Annotated in this window: 16 protein-coding genes; 5 read left to right on the top strand and 11 right to left on the bottom strand. The window is 60.7% G+C overall.

Going from position 1 to position 19,580, the window contains the following annotated elements; translation table 11 throughout:
• Positions 1 to 21 precede the first annotated feature (21 nt).
• The 11 genes from ntrC to ompA all read right to left on the bottom strand — a co-directional run bounded on the left by ntrC (position 22) and on the right by ompA (position 11,487).
• Positions 22 to 1,527, bottom strand: coding sequence for a nitrogen regulation protein NR(I) (gene ntrC, locus KBF66_RS03415; protein WP_296652255.1), 1,506 nt, complete (start codon positions 1,525 to 1,527; stop codon positions 22 to 24).
• A gap of 73 nt (positions 1,528 to 1,600) precedes the next feature.
• A complete protein-coding gene (gene glnL, locus KBF66_RS03410) occupies positions 1,601 to 2,623 on the bottom strand; it encodes a nitrogen regulation protein NR(II) (RefSeq protein WP_296652352.1) in 1,023 nt (340 codons plus the stop codon).
• An 87-nt stretch (positions 2,624 to 2,710) separates the two neighbouring features.
• Positions 2,711 to 3,223: a hypothetical protein gene (locus tag KBF66_RS03405; RefSeq protein ID WP_296652252.1), complete on the bottom strand. Its 513-nt coding sequence runs from the start codon at positions 3,221 to 3,223 to the stop codon at positions 2,711 to 2,713.
• Positions 3,224 to 3,399: 176 nt separating this feature from the next.
• Positions 3,400 to 4,815, bottom strand: coding sequence for a type I glutamate--ammonia ligase (glnA, locus tag KBF66_RS03400; protein WP_296652250.1), 1,416 nt, complete (start codon positions 4,813 to 4,815; stop codon positions 3,400 to 3,402).
• Positions 4,816 to 5,072: 257 nt separating this feature from the next.
• Positions 5,073 to 5,912, bottom strand: a complete 840-nt coding sequence (locus KBF66_RS03395) for a molybdopterin-binding protein (RefSeq protein WP_296652246.1) — start codon at positions 5,910 to 5,912, stop codon at positions 5,073 to 5,075.
• Positions 5,878 to 6,789 carry an EI24 domain-containing protein gene (locus tag KBF66_RS03390; protein ID WP_296652243.1) on the bottom strand — a complete coding sequence of 304 codons (912 nt, stop codon included), beginning with the start codon at positions 6,787 to 6,789 and terminating at the stop codon, positions 5,878 to 5,880. Before KBF66_RS03390 ends, KBF66_RS03395 begins: the two co-directional genes overlap by 35 nt.
• A 45-nt stretch (positions 6,790 to 6,834) precedes the next feature.
• Complete coding sequence (locus tag KBF66_RS03385; protein WP_296652240.1) at positions 6,835 to 7,578, bottom strand: 16S rRNA pseudouridine(516) synthase; 744 nt, start codon at positions 7,576 to 7,578, stop codon at positions 6,835 to 6,837.
• 14 nt (positions 7,579 to 7,592) lie between these two features.
• Positions 7,593 to 8,777 carry an acetate/propionate family kinase gene (locus KBF66_RS03380; RefSeq protein WP_296652237.1) on the bottom strand — a complete coding sequence of 395 codons (1,185 nt, stop codon included), beginning with the start codon at positions 8,775 to 8,777 and terminating at the stop codon, positions 7,593 to 7,595.
• An 11-nt stretch (positions 8,778 to 8,788) separates the two neighbouring features.
• Positions 8,789 to 10,210, bottom strand: a complete 1,422-nt coding sequence (locus KBF66_RS03375; RefSeq protein WP_296652234.1) for a bifunctional enoyl-CoA hydratase/phosphate acetyltransferase — start codon at positions 10,208 to 10,210, stop codon at positions 8,789 to 8,791.
• 37 nt (positions 10,211 to 10,247) lie between these two features.
• Positions 10,248 to 10,652 (bottom strand): hypothetical protein, encoded by a 405-nt coding sequence (locus KBF66_RS03370; protein WP_296652231.1) that lies wholly within the window; start codon positions 10,650 to 10,652, stop codon positions 10,248 to 10,250.
• 163 nt (positions 10,653 to 10,815) lie between these two features.
• A complete protein-coding gene (ompA, locus tag KBF66_RS03365; RefSeq protein ID WP_296652229.1) occupies positions 10,816 to 11,487 on the bottom strand; it encodes an outer membrane protein OmpA in 672 nt (223 codons plus the stop codon).
• 251 nt (positions 11,488 to 11,738) lie between these two features.
• On the opposite strand from ompA, the gene gyrA reads away from it, so the two are divergent.
• From gyrA to KBF66_RS03340, 5 genes are all read left to right on the top strand, one after another.
• Positions 11,739 to 14,390 (top strand): DNA gyrase subunit A, encoded by a 2,652-nt coding sequence (gene gyrA / locus KBF66_RS03360; RefSeq protein WP_296652226.1) that lies wholly within the window; start codon positions 11,739 to 11,741, stop codon positions 14,388 to 14,390.
• A gap of 69 nt (positions 14,391 to 14,459) precedes the next feature.
• Positions 14,460 to 15,581: a 3-phosphoserine/phosphohydroxythreonine transaminase gene (gene serC / locus KBF66_RS03355; protein WP_296652223.1), complete on the top strand. Its 1,122-nt coding sequence runs from the start codon at positions 14,460 to 14,462 to the stop codon at positions 15,579 to 15,581.
• 20 nt (positions 15,582 to 15,601) lie between these two features.
• On the top strand, positions 15,602 to 16,690 hold the full coding sequence (gene pheA, locus KBF66_RS03350; RefSeq protein WP_296652220.1) for a prephenate dehydratase: 1,089 nt from the start codon (positions 15,602 to 15,604) through the stop codon (positions 16,688 to 16,690).
• Positions 16,683 to 17,552, top strand: coding sequence for a prephenate dehydrogenase/arogenate dehydrogenase family protein (locus KBF66_RS03345; protein ID WP_296652217.1), 870 nt, complete (start codon positions 16,683 to 16,685; stop codon positions 17,550 to 17,552). Before pheA ends, KBF66_RS03345 begins: the two co-directional genes overlap by 8 nt.
• Positions 17,553 to 17,605: 53 nt before the next feature.
• On the top strand, positions 17,606 to 19,580 hold a 1,975-nt coding region (locus KBF66_RS03340; RefSeq protein ID WP_296652212.1), incomplete at its 3' end, for a bifunctional 3-phosphoshikimate 1-carboxyvinyltransferase/cytidylate kinase.

The raw sequence follows: 19,580 nt of genomic DNA, 5'->3' as shown, positions 1-19,580 counted from the left end.
GCTATGCGCTGAAGGCATTTTTTACTCTAAACCCAGTTCTTGAATCTTGCGCGTGATGGTGTTGCGGCCAATGCCGAGTTTTTGCGCCGCCTCGATGCGTCGACCACGTGTGGCAGCCAGGGCAGCACTGATCAGCCGAGACTCGAACCTGCGCGTCAACTCGTCCCAGACGTCGGTACGATCGGTCTTGAGCAGCACGCTGGCATCGAGTTCAAGGCCATGTTCCCAGCTGTGTTGCGCCGCATCCGCCAGCATCCGCACCGGCAGGCTCGCCGGCAACGGGTTGCTCAATGGCAGACTGAGCGTGGTATCGGCGCTGGTGACGACGGTGATCCCACTGCCAGGTTCGCCAGCGTTGACCCCATCGGCCACCCCCACCTCGGGCGGCAGGTCTTTGGGCTCGATCATCTGCGCTGGCGCCATGACGGTGAGCCAGTGGCAGACGTTCTCCAGCTGTCGCACATTGCCCGGAAAGGCAAAGTTACCCAGCCAGGCCAGGGCCGCCTCGGAAATACGTTTGGGCTCCACGCCCAGTTGCCGCGCACTTTGCTGCAGAAAATGGCGGGTCAGCATGGGGATGTCTTCACGACGTTCGCGCAAGGCCGGCAAACGCAGGCGAATGACATTCAGCCGATGAAACAGGTCTTCGCGAAACACACCCTCTTTGACACGCTGCTCCAGATTCTGGTGGGTGGCGGCAATGACCCGCACGTTAGTCTTGACCGCGCCATGGCCGCCAACACGGTAGAAATGGCCATCCGACAAGACACGCAGCAATCGGGTCTGCAACTCGGCGGGCATATCCCCAATTTCGTCGAGAAACAGGGTGCCACCGTCGGCCTGTTCAAAGCGACCCCGGCGCATGGTCTGCGCCCCCGTGAATGCGCCGCGCTCATGGCCAAACAACTCTGATTCCAGCAGGTCCTTCGGAATCGCCGCGGTGTTGATGGCGATGAACGGCCCGTTGGCGCGCGGCGAGTGTTTGTGCAAAGCACGCGCCACCAGCTCTTTGCCAGAGCCGGACTCTCCGGTGATCATGACCGTGACGTTGCTCTGACTCAGCCGCCCGATGGCCCGAAACACGTCCTGCATGGCGGGTGCCTGGCCCAGCATCTCGGGGGTTTCGGTGGCGCGCTCCTCACTCACTTCTTCACGCTGGCTTTCTTCGACCGCACGGCGGATCAGTTCCACCGCCTTGGGAATGTCGAACGGCTTGGGCAGGTACTCGAAGGCTCCGCCCTGAAACGCCGACACCGCGCTATCCAGATCAGAGAACGCCGTCATGATGATCACCGGCAGTCCGGGGAAGCGCGCCTTGACCTTGTCAAGCAGGTCCAGCCCGCTGCCACCGGGCATACGGATATCGCTAACAAGCACTTGCGGCCCCGCGTCGTCATCCTGCGACAGCGCGGCCAGCACGTCGCGGGCATTGGTGAAGCTGCGGGTGGGAAGATTGTCGCGCAGCAGAGCTTTTTCAAGAACGAAGCGTATGGACTGGTCATCGTCAACGATCCAAATGGGCTTCATACAGTCGTTTCACCTATGGTTATACCCGGACCAACGAGCACTGCCCACCCAGCAGTGCGCACAGGTCTCCCGTTCAGGGTAGAGGAATTAATATCTTGAAATCCGTGTGGCCGGGCTCGCTGTCACACTCGATCAGGCCATGGTGCTGTCCGACAAAAGTTTGCGCCAGTGTCAGCCCCAGCCCCGACCCCCCTTCACGCCCGGACACCAGCGGAAAGAAGATCCGGTCCTTGATCGAGTCTGGTACACCAGGCCCGTTGTCAATCACATGCAATTCCAGTGCCAACCGGTAGCGCTGCCGGCCAAAAGTGGTCTGGCGCGCCACGCGGGTGCGAAATGTGATGCAGGCGTCGCCCTGCGCGATGCGCTCGGCCAGTGCCTGACACGCGTTGTGCGCTACATTGAGCACGGCCTGGTTGAGCTGTTCACCATCGCCACGAAACTCCGGAATCGACGTGTCATAGTCCTGCACCACGCACAGCCCCTTGGGAAATTCAGCCAGGATCAGCGAGCGCACCCGTTCACATACCTCATGAATATTGACGTCACCCACCACATGGGGACGCCGGTGAGGTGCCAGCAGGCGGTCTACCAGTGACTGCAGGCGATCGGCCTCACGGATGATGACCTGGGTGTACTCGGTCAGCTCGGCCGAATCCATTTCCATTTCTAGCAGTTGTGCCGCACCCCGGATGCCACCAAGCGGGTTCTTGATCTCATGTGCCAGGTTACGGATCAGTTCCTTGTTGGCCTGGGCCAATTCCGCCAGTCGCTCTTCGCGGTCTTTGCGGGTTTGCTGCTCCAGCGGCTGCAGCTCCACCACCAGTTCCGGGCCTTCGGTGGGGGTGACGATCACATACACCGGCAGCGGATCACGGCCCATCCGCAGCAACCAAGCGTCGTATCGCAACGCCGCAAACTGCCGGTCACCGGCACCGGCCAGCGCGGTGCACAAATGCGCCGGCTGCAAAAAACTGTCCGGAAAGTGCGAACCCACCATCACCCGCCGCGAGATGCCACGGGTGTCTTCAAGTGCGGCATTGACAAACAGCACGGTACCATCTTTGCGCACCACCGCTACCGAGGTCGCCAGCATGTCAAGTGATTTGTAGCCATCCACCGCCGCGTGCGGTGGTGCGACCGGCGGATTTGACGGAGCTTCTTTCACGGCCCGGGTCCCGGTTCAGCGTTGCACCGTTGCGCCACTGGGGTCGGGCAAGCGCTCCAGCTCACGCCGGATGCCGGCCATGTCACTCTCGTTGCGCGCCAGGCTTGCCTTGAGCTCGGCGACACGATCCAGGTATTTCTGGTAGTTGCGTGCCTCGTCACCGCGCTTGTCCGGCTGCCCGCTGTTGTACTCTTTTTGCAGCTCGTCCTGGCGCGTCTGCGCCTTCTTCAGTTCAGACTGCAGAATCTGCCGCGCATCTGAATCACGGGCTTTTTGCTCTGCTGATGGCGCGCGCGCGCCACTGGCAGCCTGGGTGCCAGCGCCGGAGCCGGGTTTGGCTGGTGCAACGGTGCTGCGTGGCCCTTGCACCACGGTGACATTGCCACCTTCTATCAACTTGCAGCCACGCGCCAGCGCCTGGGCCTTGTTATTGGTGTACTCATTGCCACAACGGTAAATCGCCTCTTGTGCGGTCACCACCGTCACCCACGTGCAGGCCAACAACCCCAGACTGAACATTCGCTTCATGAGAGCTCCATACTGATCTGCGCCACATGCATCACGTTCGAACCAGGTCTGGCTGTTGTGACTTCGACATGCTGGCGCGGTCCGAGTTTCCCACAATAAAAAAAGGACGGTCATGACCGTCCTGATCGGGAACACCGGTGGCCTGAAACGGCCATTCCGGCATTCAACTTTGGCGCTTACAGCGAGTAATACATGTCGTACTCAACCGGATGCGGAGCCATGCGGAACCGGGTCACCTCAGACATCTTGAGCTCGATGTAGGCATCGAGCATGGTGTCGGTGAACACACCACCCTTGGTCAGGAAGGCACGGTCCTTGTCGAGATAGTCCAGCGCCTGGTCCAGGCTGTGACACACGGTCGGCACCAGTTTGTCCTCTTCAGGCGGCAGATGGTACAGGTCCTTGGTGGCGGCTTCGCCCGGATGGATCTTGTTCTCAACGCCGTCAAGACCCGCCATCAGCAGTGCCGAGAAGCACAGGTAGGGGTTGGCCGACGGATCTGGGAAACGTGCCTCGATGCGGCGACCCTTGGGGTTAGCGACGTGCGGGATACGGATCGAGGCCGAGCGGTTGCGCGAGCTGTAGGCCAGCTTCACCGGCGCTTCAAAACCGGGCACCAGGCGCTTGTAGCTGTTGGTGCCGGGGTTGGTGATGGCGTTGAGCGCACGGGCGTGCTTGATGATGCCGCCGATGTAGTGCAGGGCAAAGTCGCTCAAACCGGCATAACCGTCACCGGCAAACAGGTTTTTGCCGTCTTTCCAGACCGACTGGTGCACGTGCATGCCCGAACCGTTGTCGCCCGCGTAGGGCTTGGGCATGAAGGTGGCGGTCTTGCCGTAGCTGTTGGCCACGTTCCAGACCACATACTTCAGCACCTGCGTCCAGTCGGCGCGCTCAACCAGGGTACTGAAGCGGGTGCCAATCTCATTCTGGCCCGCACCAGCCACTTCGTGGTGGAACACTTCGACCGGAATCCCCAGCGACTCCAGAATCAGCACCATTTCGGCGCGCATGTCTTGCGTGCTGTCCACCGGTGGCACCGGAAAGTAACCACCCTTGACGGTAGGACGATGACCGCGGTTGCCGCCTTCGAGCTTGGCACCACTGTTCCAGGGAGCTTCGTACTCTTCAATCGAGAAGCTCACGTTGCCTGGCTCGTTTCTCCAGTAAACGTTGTCAAAAATGAAGAACTCGGGTTCAGGACCAAAATAAGCCGTATCACCAATGCCTGAGGCTTTCAGGTAGGCCTCGGCGCGGTGGGCGATCGAGCGCGGGTCGCGGTCGTACGCCTTGCCATCGCTGGGCTCAACTACGTCGCACTGCAAAAACATGGTGGTTTCTTCAAAGAACGGATCGATGTTGGCGGTGTTGGGATCGGGCATCAACTGCATGTCCGAGGCTTCAATGCCTTTCCAGCCCGCCACTGACGAGCCGTCAAACGCGTGACCGCCGCTGAATTTGTCTTCATCAAAGTGCGAAATCGGCACGGTCACGTGCTGTTCTTTGCCTCGGGTATCGGTGAAACGGAAGTCAACAAACTTGACTTCGTTATCTTTCACCATCTTCATGACGTCTGCGACGGTCTTGGCCATCAAATACTCCTGGTTGGGTCGTTGTAAAAAAGGTTCTTGCTCAACTGATGCAGGTTCTGTGCCAGCTATGGTGGACCACCCGCGTGGACTGACGCTCTATTTTGCCTTGAGTTTGACCGGTGGGGCCGGGTGCCCGTGTTTTTTGCTGTAGCCGCTGCCCAACCCCCTCACCGCGCCAGACACGGGCAACTGGGGAAGTGAAGAACCATCAACAAGCACCAAAACAATGCGAAAACCAACGCACCAAACAGGTGCAATCAGTCGCGCACCAACTCAGGGCCAAGTTGCAGCTTGAACTGGCCAAGCCCGACCAGCAGGGCCGCATAGGCCGGGCCAACGGACGACGGTGCACCTTTGACCCCCAGTTCAATGTGTCGCCCATATTGCGGATGGTCCACGCTGGGCAGGCTGAACACCCTGACGCCTGCATGGTCACGCTCGATCTGCTCCATCAGCGGCGTCAAAGTCGCCTCCATGGCGCCCATCACAATGATCGACTGCTCCAACCAGGCCTTCACCCTGAAGCAATCGGCATAGTGGGTGTCGAGCACCCATTCAATCATTGGCCAGGCCATCACCGGAAAACCCGGTACAAAGTGCACATGCCCGCAACTGAAACCGGCAATTTTGTTGTAGGGGTTGGGAATGATTTCTGCGCCCAGCGGAAACACACCCATGTTGAGACGGTGCTGGTTGTCTGGCGCCTGCGGGTCATACACCAACCCCTTCTCGAGCGCCAGATCCTGCATACGCTGCTCGATCAGCCCCTTGGCCTGCGGGTGCAGTTGCAGCCCGACTCCCAAGGCTTTGGCTGCACATTGCCGGGTATGGTCATCCGGCGTGGCACCGATGCCGCCGGTCGAGAAAACAACGTCACCCGATGCAAAGGCCCGGGTCAGCGCAGTGGTGATACGTTCCGGCTCGTCGCCCACGTATTCCGCATAGGCCAGCGACAAACCACGCGACGCGAGCAGTTCAATGACCTTGGGCAGATGTTTGTCGGCACGTTTACCCGACAGGATTTCGTCGCCAATGATGATCAGACCAAATCGGCGGTTGGCATCAAGGGTGGGGAGTTTGGCTGCTGGGCTGGTCATAGGTCAGGGAGTTGGCAGGTTCATCCAGGATCAGAGCTGCAGCGCTTTCCTGGGCAACCGGTGCTTTTGTTGCGGCCTGCGCGCGTTCTGCCCGCAGCGCTTGCAAGGCAGCCAGGCAAAAGTGCGCAAACCACAGGGAAGACAGGGCAAACACCAGGGTGTAGATCCAGATCGCCAGCGGCACCAAAAACACAAAAGCCGCCGCCAGCAGGGCACCCGATGCCCAGATCAGGCTCGGCGCGGCACCCAGATAGCCACACACCAGACCGATGCTCAGCAGCGCCATGCGGTGACGACGGAAAACCTCGCGCCGTTCTTCAGCACTGGCGTGTTCGGCCAGCGCGTCGAAAGCCATCACCCGGTAGGTCAGCCAGCCCCAGATCAACGGCGGCAGAATCAGGATCAAGGGTGGAATCAGCCACAGCGGCACTGACACCACCAGCGCCACCAGCGCCAGACCCGCCGACAGCAGCGACCACATCAGGCTGGTCAAGAACGAGTTGCCGTGTTTGCGCTCCAATTTCGGAAAACGCTTTTCCGCCACCAGCGAGGTCAATGCCGGGGTCATCAACAAGGCAACTGCCAGAAGTGACACCACCACGATCAGGGGTGTGACGGCAAAGATCACCATCAGCGGCACCAGCACAGCTTTCAGACCACCCAGGCCCAGCCCGTGCAACCAGCCCGACAAGGTCGAAATCAAAGTGGAGGAGTCCACCCACGATCGCACCCACTCCAGCGCCAGGTCCCAGTAAAGATAGCCCAGCCCCAGGGCCAGCCCGACCATCAGCAGCAGGGGCATAAACGACAGTGCAATCACCCGGGGGCGCAAGCAATACGCCAGCGCTCGCCAAAAGGAGTCAAACAGTAAGCTCATCCCCGAAGCATACCTGAGTAGCCAAATCAGGTCGGAGGCGATCACTCAGGCGTTGATCAGAGCCAAATCGGATGCGTCCAGCCAGCGCCATTGCCCTGGCTTCAGATCCGGTGGCAGCACCAGTGCGCCAATTTGTGAACGGTGCAAGGCCTCCACCCGGTTGCTGACGGCAGCCACCATGCGCTTGACCTGATGGTATTTGCCCTGCGTCAGTGTCAGTCGCAAATGGTGATCAGACACCACCTCGCAGGCGGCTGCACGCACCGGCGCGGGGTCATCGTCCAGCACCACACCGTCGAGCAGGCGTCGGATCTGCGGTTCGTCCAGGGCGTGCCTGACGCGAACCTCGTATACCTTGGGTACTTGGTGCCGCGGTGAACTCATGCGGTGGATGAACTTGCCATCGTCGGTCAGCAGCAAAAGACCGCTGGTATCCTGATCGAGTCGCCCTACCGCCTGCACACCTTGCACCGCCCCTTTTTGGGGTCGCTGCCGCAGCGGTGCCGGCAACAAGGTGTAGACGCTTGGGTAAGTCGACGGTTTTTGCGAACATTCGGTGCCAACGGGCTTGTACAGCAGGATGTAGGCGCGTTCGGCGTAATGCCAATCCACCCCCTGGACCCGAAAACGCAGTTCATCCGCTTTTAACTCCATAGCTGCATTGCTAACAGGGGAAAGCGCTAGAGGGTCATTTCGATCATAAACCTGGACATGGCCCTGCTGGATCAGACCGGCACAAACGCGCCGGGTGCCAAAACCCTGGCTGTAAAGGATGTCCTGCAGTTGCACCGCTTTGACGCGAATCAGGCACCGATCAGACGGGCGGCCTCGCGCGCGGCGACGACACCTTCGTCGGTCGGCACCACCCATACCTCGACCTTGCTGCCCGGGCTATGGATCGGCAGCACCGCATCGTGGGTCGCTTCAGCGTTGCGCTGCGGGTCGATGTCAACCCCCATCCAGGCCAGTTTTTGGCCAAGCTCCGCGCGCAAGGCCACGTCGTGTTCACCAATTCCCCCGCTGAAAGCCAGTACGTCCAGTCCTTGCAGGCAGGCGACCAGTGCGCCCGCCTCGCGCACCACCCGGTACGCGAACATGTCGGTGGCCAGTTTGGCGCCCGTGCTGTTGTCCGAGCGCAAGCGCCGCATGTCGGCCGAACTGCCCGACACACCGAGCAGGCCGCTTTGCTTGTACAGCAGTTTTTGCAGCTGGGCGTGGTCCCAGCCGTGCTCCAGCAAATACAGCATCACCCCGGCATCCAGCGAACCGGTGCGGGTGCCCATCATCAGACCGTCAAGCGCTGAAAACCCCATGGTGGTGGCCACACTTTTGCCCGCCAAGGCGGCGCAAAGGCTGGCACCGTTGCCCAAATGCGCCATCAGCACCCGACCGCTGGCGCGCGGCGTGTGTGCTAGCAATGCACCAATGACATACTGGTAAGACAGACCGTGAAAGCCGTAGCGGCGCAACCCCTGCTGGTACAGCGACTCGGGCAGCGCAAAGCGGTAGTCCACTTCTGGCAACGTGGCATGAAAAGCAGTGTCAAAACAGGCCACCTGGGGAATATCCGCAAAGGCTTCACGAAACGCGCGTATGCCCGCCAGATTGTGCGGTTGGTGCAGAGGTGCCAGCGAGTTGAACTCGGTCAGTTGCGCCAGGACCGCATCGGTGACCACCAGGCTCTCACGAAACATCGCCGCGCCATGCACCACGCGATGCGCCACCGCCGTGAGTGGCGGCACACCCGGAAGTGTGCCCAGCAATTCGCGCAAAACCGCCAGAGCCTGGGCAAACACCTGCTCGCTACCCAGCTGGAGCGGTTTGACATGACTGTGCGACTGATAGGTCCAGCGCATTTCAGGGGCTCCACCCGGCTCCAGTCCCTCGATGTTGCCAACCAGCACCTGCGGCTGCACCACCCCGTCCAACAGGGGGTACAGGGAAAATTTGAGCGAGGAAGACCCCGCGTTGACAGAAAGAATGGCCATGAGAAAAGCTCCTACCAGGCGAGGCGTGGGTGATTGCGACGGGCGTTATGCGCCACCATCAGGCCCAGCAGGGCCGAGGCAACACGGTTGGACGGGCCTTCGGCACGGCTGGTCAGCGCGATGGGCACACGGGCACCGAGGACCAGACCGGAGCCACTGGCACCGGCCAGATACTCCAGCTGCTTGGCCAGCATATTGCCACTCTCCAGATCTGGAACGGCCATGATGTCAGCATGACCGGCCACCTCGGAGGTGATGTGTTTGATCTGCGCGGCGTGCATCGAGATGGCGTTGTCAAAAGCCAGCGGGCCGTCAAGGATGCCGCCGGTAATCTGGCCACGGCTGGCCATCTTGCACAGCGCTGCGGCATCCAGCGTCGACGGTATATTCGGGTTGACTGTTTCAACCGCCGACAAAATCGCCACCTTTGGCGTGCTGACACCCATGATGCGGGCAAAGTCAATCGCATTCTGGATGATGTCAACCTTTTCCGACAGGGTCGGCCGGATGTTGAGTGCCGCATCGGTGATCAGCAGCGGCTTGTGGTACAGGGGCACGTCAAAGCGGAACACATGTGACATGCGCCGCCCGGTGCGCAACACCGCTTTGGAGAGCACCGCATGAATCAGCTCGTCCGTGTGCAGACTGCCCTTCATGAGCATTTCCACATCGCCGCTGACGGCCAGTTCGGCGGCACGTTCGGCGGCAGCATGGCTATGTGGCTCAGACAAGATTTCGGCACCGGTCAGGTCGATGCCGTGCTCCGCCGCAACATGGCGGATGCGGGCTTCGGGGCCGATCAGCACCGGCACGATCAAGCCATAGCGCGCCGAGTCCATGGCCCCGCTGAGCGAACCTTCGTCACACGGGTGCACCACGGCACAACGCACGGCGTCCAGGTTGTCGCTCATCGATAGCAACTCGTTGAACCTCGCCTGCGGGTCAGACACCTGGATACGTGGTGCCGTGACACGGGGCAGTCGCACCTTGACGGTCGGTGCCAGTACTCGTGCCCGGCCACTGAGTACGCAGTGCCCGCTCTGGTTGACCACCTGGCAGTCGAGCTCGACGCTGTTGTTCGATGGGTCGCGCCCGATCACGGTCACTGTCACCGTCAGTGTGTCACCCACACGCACCGGCCTGACAAAGTGCAATGCCTGATCCTGATAAATCGTCCCCGGCCCCGGAAACTGCGTGCCCAGCAAGGCCGAAATCAGCGCACCACTCCACATACCGTGCGCAATCACGCCGTGAAACAAGGTGTCGTTGGCGTACTCGGGGTCCAGATGAGCCGGGTTGGTGTCACCCGATACCGCCGCAAAGGCCTCGATGTCCTGCAGGCTCAGTGTGCGCAACAGACGTGCACTTTGGCCAAGCGTAATTTCATCAAAGGTGTAGTTTTCGACCAGTTCGGTATCGAGGGGTAAATTCATGGCACAGCGTCAGGTTAACAATCGGGCAGCACCAGCATCAAGGCGCGTTAAAGAAATCATCCAGCTGCAGCCCGTCGGCACCCGGTTTGAAACCTTGCTGTACCAGATGATCCTGCGCATCGCGCAGCACCTGACGCGTCATTTCAAGGCCATTGATATTCACGCTATTGGTCTCCATGTGGTAACGCAACACCAGCAGGCCGCGCAACTCCTCCCGTTGGTGGGCGGTACGGCGGTCCATGGAGCCAGCCGGATAGCTGGATTGCCGTGCGACCCTGCGTTCCTGTGCCACTGCCTTGATCTGCGGTTGATGCATCAGTGTGTCAACACACACCTGGTCATCCAGAGAAATACCCAAACCGATGGCCAGGCGCGCAATGCGCGCATTGAGTTGTTCCAGCGAGCTGCCCAGACGGCGCGACACTTCATCGTTCATTTGCATACATCACCTCCAGCTGAACTGAAACACCAAATTTCAGAACATGGTTTCATTTTAGGGTAAACCCTTGGCCATTACAGCCAGGAGACCAAGAATTCCGCATCGATCGGAGATAAAAAAACCCGCCGAAGCGGGTTTTTTGTGCAACACCAACCAGAGGTTGAGATCACTTGGTGCTACGTGTGCCCACCACTTCGATTTCTACACGGCGGTTCTTGGCGCGGCCGTCTTTGGTCTTGTTGTCAGCAACAGGTTGTTTCTCACCCTTGCCTTCGGTGTAAACACGGTTCTTTTCGATGCCCTTGGACACCAAATAAGCCTTGACAGCTTCCGAACGCTTGACCGACAGCTTCTGGTTGTAGGGGTCGCCACCAACAGAGTCAGTGTGACCAACGGCGATGATGACTTCGAGGTTGATACCCTTGACCTTGGCAACCAGATCGTCCAGCTTGGCTTTGCCTTCGGCCTTCAACACGGCTTTGTCAAAATCAAAGAACGCATCAGCAGCGTAGGTTACCTTGGTTGCAGCGACCGGAGCGGGCTTCGGAGCAGGAGCAGGCGTCGGTGCAGCGGCCGGTGCAGTTGGTGTAGCAGCGGGCGCTGCTGCGGGAGCCAACGGTGCCGGTGCAGGAGCTGCCTTGGGCGCCACAATGGCACCGTCGCAGCCTTCAGCGGCAGTTGCGGGGGTCCAGAAGGCATCACGCCAGCACAGTTCGTTGGAGCCATTCTTCCAAACATCACCATAGGCGGAACGCCAGTTGTCGACGGTTTGGGCACCGGCTGCAGAAGCGATAGCTGCGGTAGCGATCAACATCGCCAGTTTGTTCAATTTTTTCATGGTTCTCCTAGAAGAAAATGCCGCAGCAGCGCTGCGTGAGGATCTATGGGACGCTCAAAATGCCTATCACATTGAGCGTTGCTGTGATTGTGCCACACAGATTTTCCGGCAAAAACGATCCGATGCAAGCAAAGCACAACTATCACTGACATCACCCATTAAATTACCCCACCCGTTGCTAAGTTGCCACACAGTACACAGCATAAAATCTGCCCACTCCATCTGCTCTTGCTTTGCCTCAAGCCCGCCCCATGACCCAGTTCGCCAAAGAAACCCTGCCCACCAGTCTTGCGGATGAGATGCGTCGCAGCTATCTGGACTATGCGATGAGCGTGATTGTCGGGCGGGCCCTGCCGGATGCGCGCGACGGTTTGAAGCCGGTGCACCGGCGCGTGTTGTTTGCCATGCATGAGCTCAACAACGACTGGAACAAGGCCTATAAGAAGTCGGCACGTATCGTCGGTGACGTGATTGGTAAATACCACCCGCACGGCGACCAGTCGGTTTACGACACCATCGTTCGTATGGCGCAGGATTTTTCGATGCGCCACATGCTGGTCGATGGTCAGGGCAATTTCGGCTCGGTCGATGGAGACAACGCCGCTGCCATGCGGTACACCGAAATCCGCCTGGCCAAGATTGCCCACGAGCTGCTGGCCGATCTGGACAAGGAAACCGTTGACTTTGGGCCCAATTACGACGGTAGCGAAAAAGAGCCGCTGGTGTTGCCCACGCGCCTGCCCAACCTGCTGGTCAACGGCTCGGGTGGCATCGCGGTGGGCATGGCCACCAACATTCCACCGCACAACCTCAACGAAGTGGTCGACGCCTGCCTGCACCTGCTGAAAAACCCGGACGCGTCGATTGACGAGCTGATGGAAATCGTGCCGGCCCCCGACTTTCCCACCGCCGGCATCATCTACGGCATTCAGGGCGTGAAAGACGGCTACCGCACCGGCCGCGGCCGTGTCGTGATGCGCGCCAAGTGTCACTTTGAAGACATTGACCGGGGCCAGCGCCAGGCCATCATCGTGGACGAACTGCCTTATCAGGTCAACAAAAAGACGCTGCAGGAGCGCATGGCCGAGCTGGTGCACGAGAAAAAAATCGAGGGCATCAGCCACATTCAGGACGAGTCCGACAAGTCCGGCATGCGTCTGGTGATTGAGCTCAAGCGCGGCGAAGTGCCCGAGGTGGTGCTCAACAACCTGTACAAGCAAACCCAGTTGCAGGACACCTTTGGCATGAACATGGTGGCGCTGGTCAATGGCCAGCCCAAACTGTGCAACCTGAAGGACCTGATCGAGGTCTTTTTGAACCACCGCCGCGAGGTGGTGACGCGGCGCACGGTGTTTGAGCTGCGCAAGGCGCGTGAGCGCGGTCATGTGCTCGAAGGTCTGGCGGTCGCCTTGGCCAATATCGACGAATTTATCCGCATCATCCGCGAGTCGCCGACACCCCCGGTCGCCAAGGCCGAGCTGATGACCCGCGCCTGGGACAGTCAGCTGGTGCGCGAAATGCTCACCCGTGCCAAGGCCGATGGGGGCGTGGTCAACGCCGACGACTACCGCCCCGACGGGCTGGAGCTGCAGTACGGCATGGGTAAAGACGGCCTGTATCGGCTGTCGGACACGCAGGCCGGCGAGATACTGCAAATGCGCCTGCAACGCCTGACCGGGTTGGAACAGGACAAGATCGTTGCTGAATACAAAGAGGTGATGGCCATCATCGATGACCTGCTCGATATCCTGGCACGGCCTGAGCGGGTGTCGATCATCATCGGTGACGAACTCGGCACCATCAAGACCGAATTTGGCCTGACCAAACTGGGCGCGCGACGCAGCCTGGTGGAACACAGCTCGTTTGACTTGTCCACCGAAGACCTGATCACCCCGACCGACATGGTGGTGACGCTGAGTCACAGTGGCTACATCAAGAGCCAGCCGCTCTCTGAGTACCGCTCGCAAAAGCGCGGCGGGCGCGGCAAACAGGCCACCGCCACCAAAGAAGACGACTGGGTGGACCAGCTGTTTATTGCCAACACCCACGACTACCTGCTGTGTTTCAGCAACCGGGGACGCATGTACTGGCTGAAAGTGTGGGAGGTACCGCAAGGCTCGCGCGGCTCACGCGGGCGCCCCATCGTCAACATGTTTCCGCTGCAAGAGGGCGAGAAAATCACCGTGGTGCTGGCGCTCACAGGTGAAAAACGCACCTTCCCGGCCGACCACTATGTGTTCATGGCCACTAGCATGGGTACCGTCAAGAAGACCGCGCTTGATGAATTCAGCAACCCGCGCAAAGCCGGCATCATTGCCGTCGATCTCGACGAAGGCGACTTCTTGATCGGCGCGTCTCTGACCGACGGCAAGCACGACGTGATGCTGTTTTCCGACGGCGGCAAGGCGGTGCGCTTTGACGAAAACGATGTGCGTCCGATGGGCCGGCAAGCGCGCGGTGTGCGCGGCATGATGCTGGACGATACCCAAAGCGTGATTGCCATGCTGGTTGCCGAAGACGAGTCGCAAAGCGTGCTGACCGCCACCCAGAACGGCTATGGCAAGCGCACCAGCATCACCGAGTACACCCGCCATGGCCGTGGCACCAAGGGCATGATTGCGATCCAGCAGAGTGAGCGCAACGGCAAGGTGGTCGCCGCCACGCTGGTGCATGCCGACGACGAGATCATGCTGATCACCGACAAGGGGGTGCTGGTACGCACCCGGGTCAGCGAAATCCGTGAACTTGGCCGCGCCACCCAGGGCGTGACATTGATCGGGCTGGACGAAGGCTCGCAACTCAGCGGACTGCAGCGCATCGTCGAAAACGATGCCATCCCGGCTGCGAGCGAACTTCCCGACGAAGCGTCAGGCAGCACCGAGACCGATACCAGCGACACCTGAATACTATAAACATAGTAGCTATAGACCTAACACAGATGAGCGCTAGCGCCTGATTTTCTCCATATTTCAATGAAACGACCCTACAACTTTTCTGCCGGACCCGCTGCCATGCCGGACGAAGTGCTGGCGCAGGCAGCGGCTGAAATGCTCGACTGGCATGGCAGCGGCATGGGCGTGATGGAGATGAGCCACCGGGGCAAGGAGTTTGGCCAGATTTACCAGGAGGCCGAGGCCGACCTGCGCGAACTGCTGGCCGTTCCTGCGAACTTCAAGCTGCTGTTCATGCAGGGCGGTGGCCTGGCGGAGAACGCCATCGTGCCGCTGAACCTGTCGCGCGGTGAAACCGTCGACTTTGTGATCACCGGCAGCTGGAGCCAGAAGTCCGCGCAAGAAGCCGCACGCTACTGCACCGCGCATGAGGCCGCCAACAGCCGCGCCGATGGCCATACCAGCCTGCCAGACCCGGCAAGCTGGCACCTGAGCGGACGCAGCGCCTATGTACACATCTGCTCCAACGAAACCATCAACGGCGTCGAATACCCTGCCCTGCCCGACCTGCGCGCGCTGGGCTGTGACGCGCCACTGGTGGTTGATTTCTCGTCGCATGTCGCGTCGCGCACGGTGGACTGGTCGCGCGTGGGGCTGGCGTTTGGCGGCGCGCAGAAGAACCTCGGACCGGCCGGGTTGACGCTGGTGGCGGTGCGCGAGGACTTGCTGGACCGCGCCTTGCACATTTGTCCCAGCGCCTTCCATTACAAAACCGTGGCCGACAACGGCTCGATGTACAACACGCCACCCACCTACTCGATTTATATGGCGGGTCTGGTGTTCAAGTGGCTCAAGCGCCAGGGTGGCATCGCTGCGATCGAGGCGCACAACATCGCCAAGGCGCAACTGCTGTACGACTGCATTGACCGCTCCAGCCTGTATGTCAATCGGGTGCAGCCACATTGCCGCTCGCGCATGAACGTACCGTTTTACCTCAAAGACGCCCAAGGGCAGTTGCTGCTTGACGCCGATCATCCGCTCAACGCCGCCTTTCTGGCCGGAGCCAAAGCTGCCGGACTGCTGCAACTCAAAGGCCACAAGTCGGTCGGCGGCATGCGCGCCAGCCTTTACAACGCCATCCCGCTGGATGGGGTGCAGGCGCTGGTGACTTTTATGCAGGCTTTTGAGGCGCGCCACGCCTGAACCCCTTTTTTACTTAGCCCATGGCCAAAACACTACCCGAACTGCGCCAGCAGATTGATGCGGTTGACCTGGAGTTGATCGCCCTGCTCAACCGCCGTGCCAACCTGGCGCATGAGGTGGGCGAGATCAAAAAGATCGACGGCTCGGCGGTGTTTCGCCCCGACCGCGAAAACCAGGTCATCGCCAATTTGCAGGCCAACAACGCCGGGCCACTGAAACAGCACAGCGTCGCCATCATCTGGCGCGAGATCATGTCGGCCTGCCGCGCGCTCGAAGCCGCACAACGGGTGGCTTACCTGGGACCGGCCGGCACCTTCAGCGAACAGGCGGCGATTCAGTTCTTTGGCGGCAGCATGTCGCGCGTGCTGTGTGTCAGCATCGACGAGGTGTTTCGCGCGACCGCTGCCGGCAGCGCCGAGTATGGGGTGGTACCGATCGAGAACTCGTCGGAGGGCGTGATTTCACGTTCGCTTGACTTGCTGCTCAACTCGCCGCTGCACATCATCGGTGAGACCAGCTTTCTGGTGCGGCATAACCTGCTGCGTCTGGAGCCAGCATTGCACGACATTGAAGCGGTGTACGCGCATCCGCAAGCCCTCGCCCAGTGCCAGGACTGGCTGACCACCCATTTACCCAAGGCCGAACGGCGCGCCGCGTCCAGCAACGCCGAAGGCGCGCGCCTGGCGGCCACCAACCCGGCCTGGGCGGCGATCGCCAGCGAACGCGCCGGCAGCGAGTTTGGCCTGCATGTGGCGTCGTTTGCCATTCAGGACGACGCCTTTAACCGCACCCGCTTTGCCGTGATCTGCCTGCCCGGCACCCTGGCCGCGCCGCAGGCTACCGGGCGTGACTGCACCAGTCTCATCGTTTCAGTCGCCAATCGCCCCGGCGCGGTGCACGACCTGCTGGTGCCTCTGAAAAAACACGGCGTGTCGATGACGCGGTTCGAGTCGCGCCCGGCGCGCTCCGGCCAATGGGAGTATTACTTCTACATCGACCTGGCCGGGCATCCGGCGCAACCCAACGTCAGCGCCGCGCTGGAAGAACTGCGCGCGCTGTGTGCGTTTTACAAGTTGCTGGGCACCTACCCGGTGGAAGCCGATGTTTGAACAACTGGGCCTGATCGGCTGCGGGCTGATGGGCGGCTCGTTTGCGTTGGCACTCAAGAAAGCCGGGTTGGTCAAACGTGTGGTCGGGTACAGCAAGTCACCCACGACCACCGAGCGGGCGCGCCGCCTCGGGGTGATCGATGTCGAGGCACCTTCGGCGCTGCTGGCCGTGTCGGGTGCCGACATTGTCCTGGTGGCAGTGCCGGTATCGGCATCAGAAGCCACCTTCAAATCAATCCGGCACATGGTCACACCGCAGATGCTGATCATGGATGTGGGCTCCACCAAGGGTGACGTGGTGGTGGCAGCCGAGTTGGGTCTGCGCGAACATCTGGGTTCCTTTGTGCCCGCCCACCCGATTTGTGGCAAGGAGCAAGCCGGGGTCGAACATGCCGACGCCGACTTGTACCAGGACAAGCAGGTCATTCTGACCCCGCTTGATCGCACAGGCAGTGTTCAGCGCCAACAAGCCGAGGCGGTCTGGCGTGCCCTCGGTGCACGGGTGGTGCAGATGACACCGTCCGCACACGATGCGGCCTTCGCTGCGGTCAGCCACCTGCCGCATTTGTTGGCTTTTGCTTTGATGCAGTCGATCAGCCGTCAGGACAACGGCGCTGAATTTCTGGCACTGGCTGGCCCCGGTTTTCGCGACTTCAGCCGTATCGCCGCCAGTGACCCGAAAGTGTGGCGCGACATCTTTCTGAGCAACCGCGACGAGTTGCTGCGACAAAGCCACGCGCTGGTGGCGCAGTTGCAGGCCTTCGAGTCCCTGATCGTCACGAACCAGAGCGCCGCGCTGGAAGAAGCCATCGCCAAGGCCAGTGCCACCCGCAGCCAATGGCGCATGAACGCCAGTGACTGAGTTTTTGTTTCACTCCGCTGGCCAATGGTCGGCCAGTCCACGGTTGCCCCGCCATGTTCAAAACCGCCTTTCTTGATCTGCCGCCGCTGACACACGCCGGGGGCGTGATCACCCTGCCCGGCTCGAAAAGTATCTCCAACCGCGTGCTGCTGCTGGCCGCACTGTGCCGTGGCCAGACCACGGTGTACGAGCTGCTGGACTCGGACGATACCCGCGTCATGCTCGACGCGCTGCAGGCCTTGGGCTGCACACTGGTCAAAGATGGCAGCACCGTCACCATCACAGGCCTGGCAGGTCAGGTACCCCAGCGCCAGGCGCGGCTGTTCATGGGTAACGCCGGCACCGCCATTCGCCCTTTGACGGCAGCGCTGGCGGTGCTGGGAGGCGACTTTGAACTGCGGGGTGTTGCGCGCATGCACGAGCGCCCGATTGGTGATCTGGTGGATGCACTGCGCCAATTGGGCTGCCAGATCGACTATCTGGAAAACCCGGGTTACCCGCCGCTGCGTATCGGCCAACCGGCGCTGCGACTGGACGCACCGATTCAGGTGCGGGGTGACGTGTCAAGCCAGTTCCTCACAGCGCTGCTGATGGCGCTGCCACTGGTGGCCGCGCAAAACATTGTCATTGAGGTGGTGGGCGAACTCATTTCGCGCCCTTACATCGAAATCACGCTGAACCTGCTGGCGCGTTTTGGCGTGCAGGTGCAGCGCGAGGGTTGGCAACGCTTCACCATTGTGGCGGGCAGTGAGCTCCGCTCGCCCGGTGCTGTCCACGTCGAGGCAGATGCCTCATCTGCAAGTTATTTCATAGCATTGGGTGCAATAGCAGCAAGCGCTGATGGGCAAAAATCCATCAAAATCCAAGGTGTCGGTGCTGACTCCATTCAAGGAGATATCCGCTTCATCGAAGCCGCCCGGATGATGGGTGCCAACATTGTGAGTGGCCCCAACTGGCTGGAAGTATCCCGTGGCGAACCCGGCCACGGCTGGCCACTCAAAGCGATTGTCCTGGACTGCAACCACATCCCGGATGCCGCCATGACACTCGCGGTGATGGCCTTGTACGCCAAAGGCAGCAGCACGCTGCGCAATATCGCCAGTTGGCGTGTCAAGGAAACCGACCGCATTGCCGCCATGGCGGCCGAGTTGCACAAGCTCGGTGCCACCGTGGAAGAAGGTACCGACTTCATCCGCATTACCCCACCAGCCAGCACCGAGGCCTGGCGCGCAGCCAGCATCCATACCTACGACGACCACCGCATGGCGATGTGCTTTGCACTGGCGGCGTTTAACCCGGCGCGGTTGCCGACGCGCATCGAAGACCCGCAATGCGTGGCGAAAACCTTTCCGGACTATTTTGAATCACTTTTCGCGCTGGTGCACGCAGCCCAGGTGCCTGTCATCTGTATCGATGGTCCCTCTGCATCTGGCAAAGGCACGCTGGCCGCCGAGGTGGCACGGCGCTTGGGTTATCACTTGCTGGATTCCGGTGCACTGTATCGCATCACGGCATTGGCTACGCGCCAGGCTGGCCTGTCGCCCGATGCCAGCCATGAGACGGCCATTGCGGCACTGGCGCAAGGTCTGGTGATCGAGTTCAGGGGCGATGCCGTTTGGCTGGCGGGCACCGACATCACCGAGGCGATCCGCGCCGAGGCGGTGGGTGTCGATGCCTCCAAGGTGGCGGCACTGCCCCGCGTGCGTGCTGCGCTGATGGCACTGCAGCACAGTTTTGCCCGCCTGCCCGGTCTGGTGGCCGACGGGCGCGACATGGGCACGGTGATTTTTCCCGACGCTCCGCTCAAGGTTTTTTTAACCGCCAGCAGCGAACAACGTGCACAAAGACGGTTCAAGCAGTTGATTTCAAAAGGAAACGCCGCTACACTCGACAGTCTTCGCGCAGACTTGCAAGCGCGTGATGCGCGGGATATGTCCCGTAGCAGCGCGCCTTTAATGCCAGCGCAGGATGCCAGGCTGCTGGACAACTCGGATTTATCGGTCGACGAATCGGTGCATCAGGTGTTGG

The organism is Rhodoferax sp. (assembly GCF_018063565.1).
Classification (GTDB): domain Bacteria; phylum Pseudomonadota; class Gammaproteobacteria; order Burkholderiales; family Burkholderiaceae_C; genus Rhodoferax.
Note: the sequence above shows the minus strand (reverse complement) of the source record. Positions and strands in the feature narration are given on the sequence as shown.

Excerpts from the sequence above, each read along its gene's own strand:
- serC (WP_296652223.1), top strand. The coding sequence starts at position 14,460 with ATGAAACGACCCTACAACTTTTCTGCCGGACCCGCTGCCATGCCGGAC.
- glnL (WP_296652352.1), bottom strand. The coding sequence starts at position 2,623 with ATGCTGGCGACCTCGGTAGCGGTGGTGCGCAAAGATGGTACCGTGCTG.
- KBF66_RS03405 (WP_296652252.1), bottom strand. The coding sequence starts at position 3,223 with ATGAAGCGAATGTTCAGTCTGGGGTTGTTGGCCTGCACGTGGGTGACG.
- gyrA (WP_296652226.1), top strand. The coding sequence starts at position 11,739 with ATGACCCAGTTCGCCAAAGAAACCCTGCCCACCAGTCTTGCGGATGAG.
- KBF66_RS03375 (WP_296652234.1), bottom strand. The coding sequence starts at position 10,210 with ATGAATTTACCCCTCGATACCGAACTGGTCGAAAACTACACCTTTGAT.
- KBF66_RS03395 (WP_296652246.1), bottom strand. The coding sequence starts at position 5,912 with ATGACCAGCCCAGCAGCCAAACTCCCCACCCTTGATGCCAACCGCCGA.
- ntrC (WP_296652255.1), bottom strand. The coding sequence starts at position 1,527 with ATGAAGCCCATTTGGATCGTTGACGATGACCAGTCCATACGCTTCGTT.
- KBF66_RS03370 (WP_296652231.1), bottom strand. The coding sequence starts at position 10,652 with ATGCAAATGAACGATGAAGTGTCGCGCCGTCTGGGCAGCTCGCTGGAA.
- glnA (WP_296652250.1), bottom strand. The coding sequence starts at position 4,815 with ATGGCCAAGACCGTCGCAGACGTCATGAAGATGGTGAAAGATAACGAA.
- pheA (WP_296652220.1), top strand. The coding sequence starts at position 15,602 with ATGGCCAAAACACTACCCGAACTGCGCCAGCAGATTGATGCGGTTGAC.
- ompA (WP_296652229.1), bottom strand. The coding sequence starts at position 11,487 with ATGAAAAAATTGAACAAACTGGCGATGTTGATCGCTACCGCAGCTATC.
- KBF66_RS03345 (WP_296652217.1), top strand. The coding sequence starts at position 16,683 with ATGTTTGAACAACTGGGCCTGATCGGCTGCGGGCTGATGGGCGGCTCG.
- KBF66_RS03390 (WP_296652243.1), bottom strand. The coding sequence starts at position 6,789 with ATGAGCTTACTGTTTGACTCCTTTTGGCGAGCGCTGGCGTATTGCTTG.
- KBF66_RS03380 (WP_296652237.1), bottom strand. The coding sequence starts at position 8,777 with ATGGCCATTCTTTCTGTCAACGCGGGGTCTTCCTCGCTCAAATTTTCC.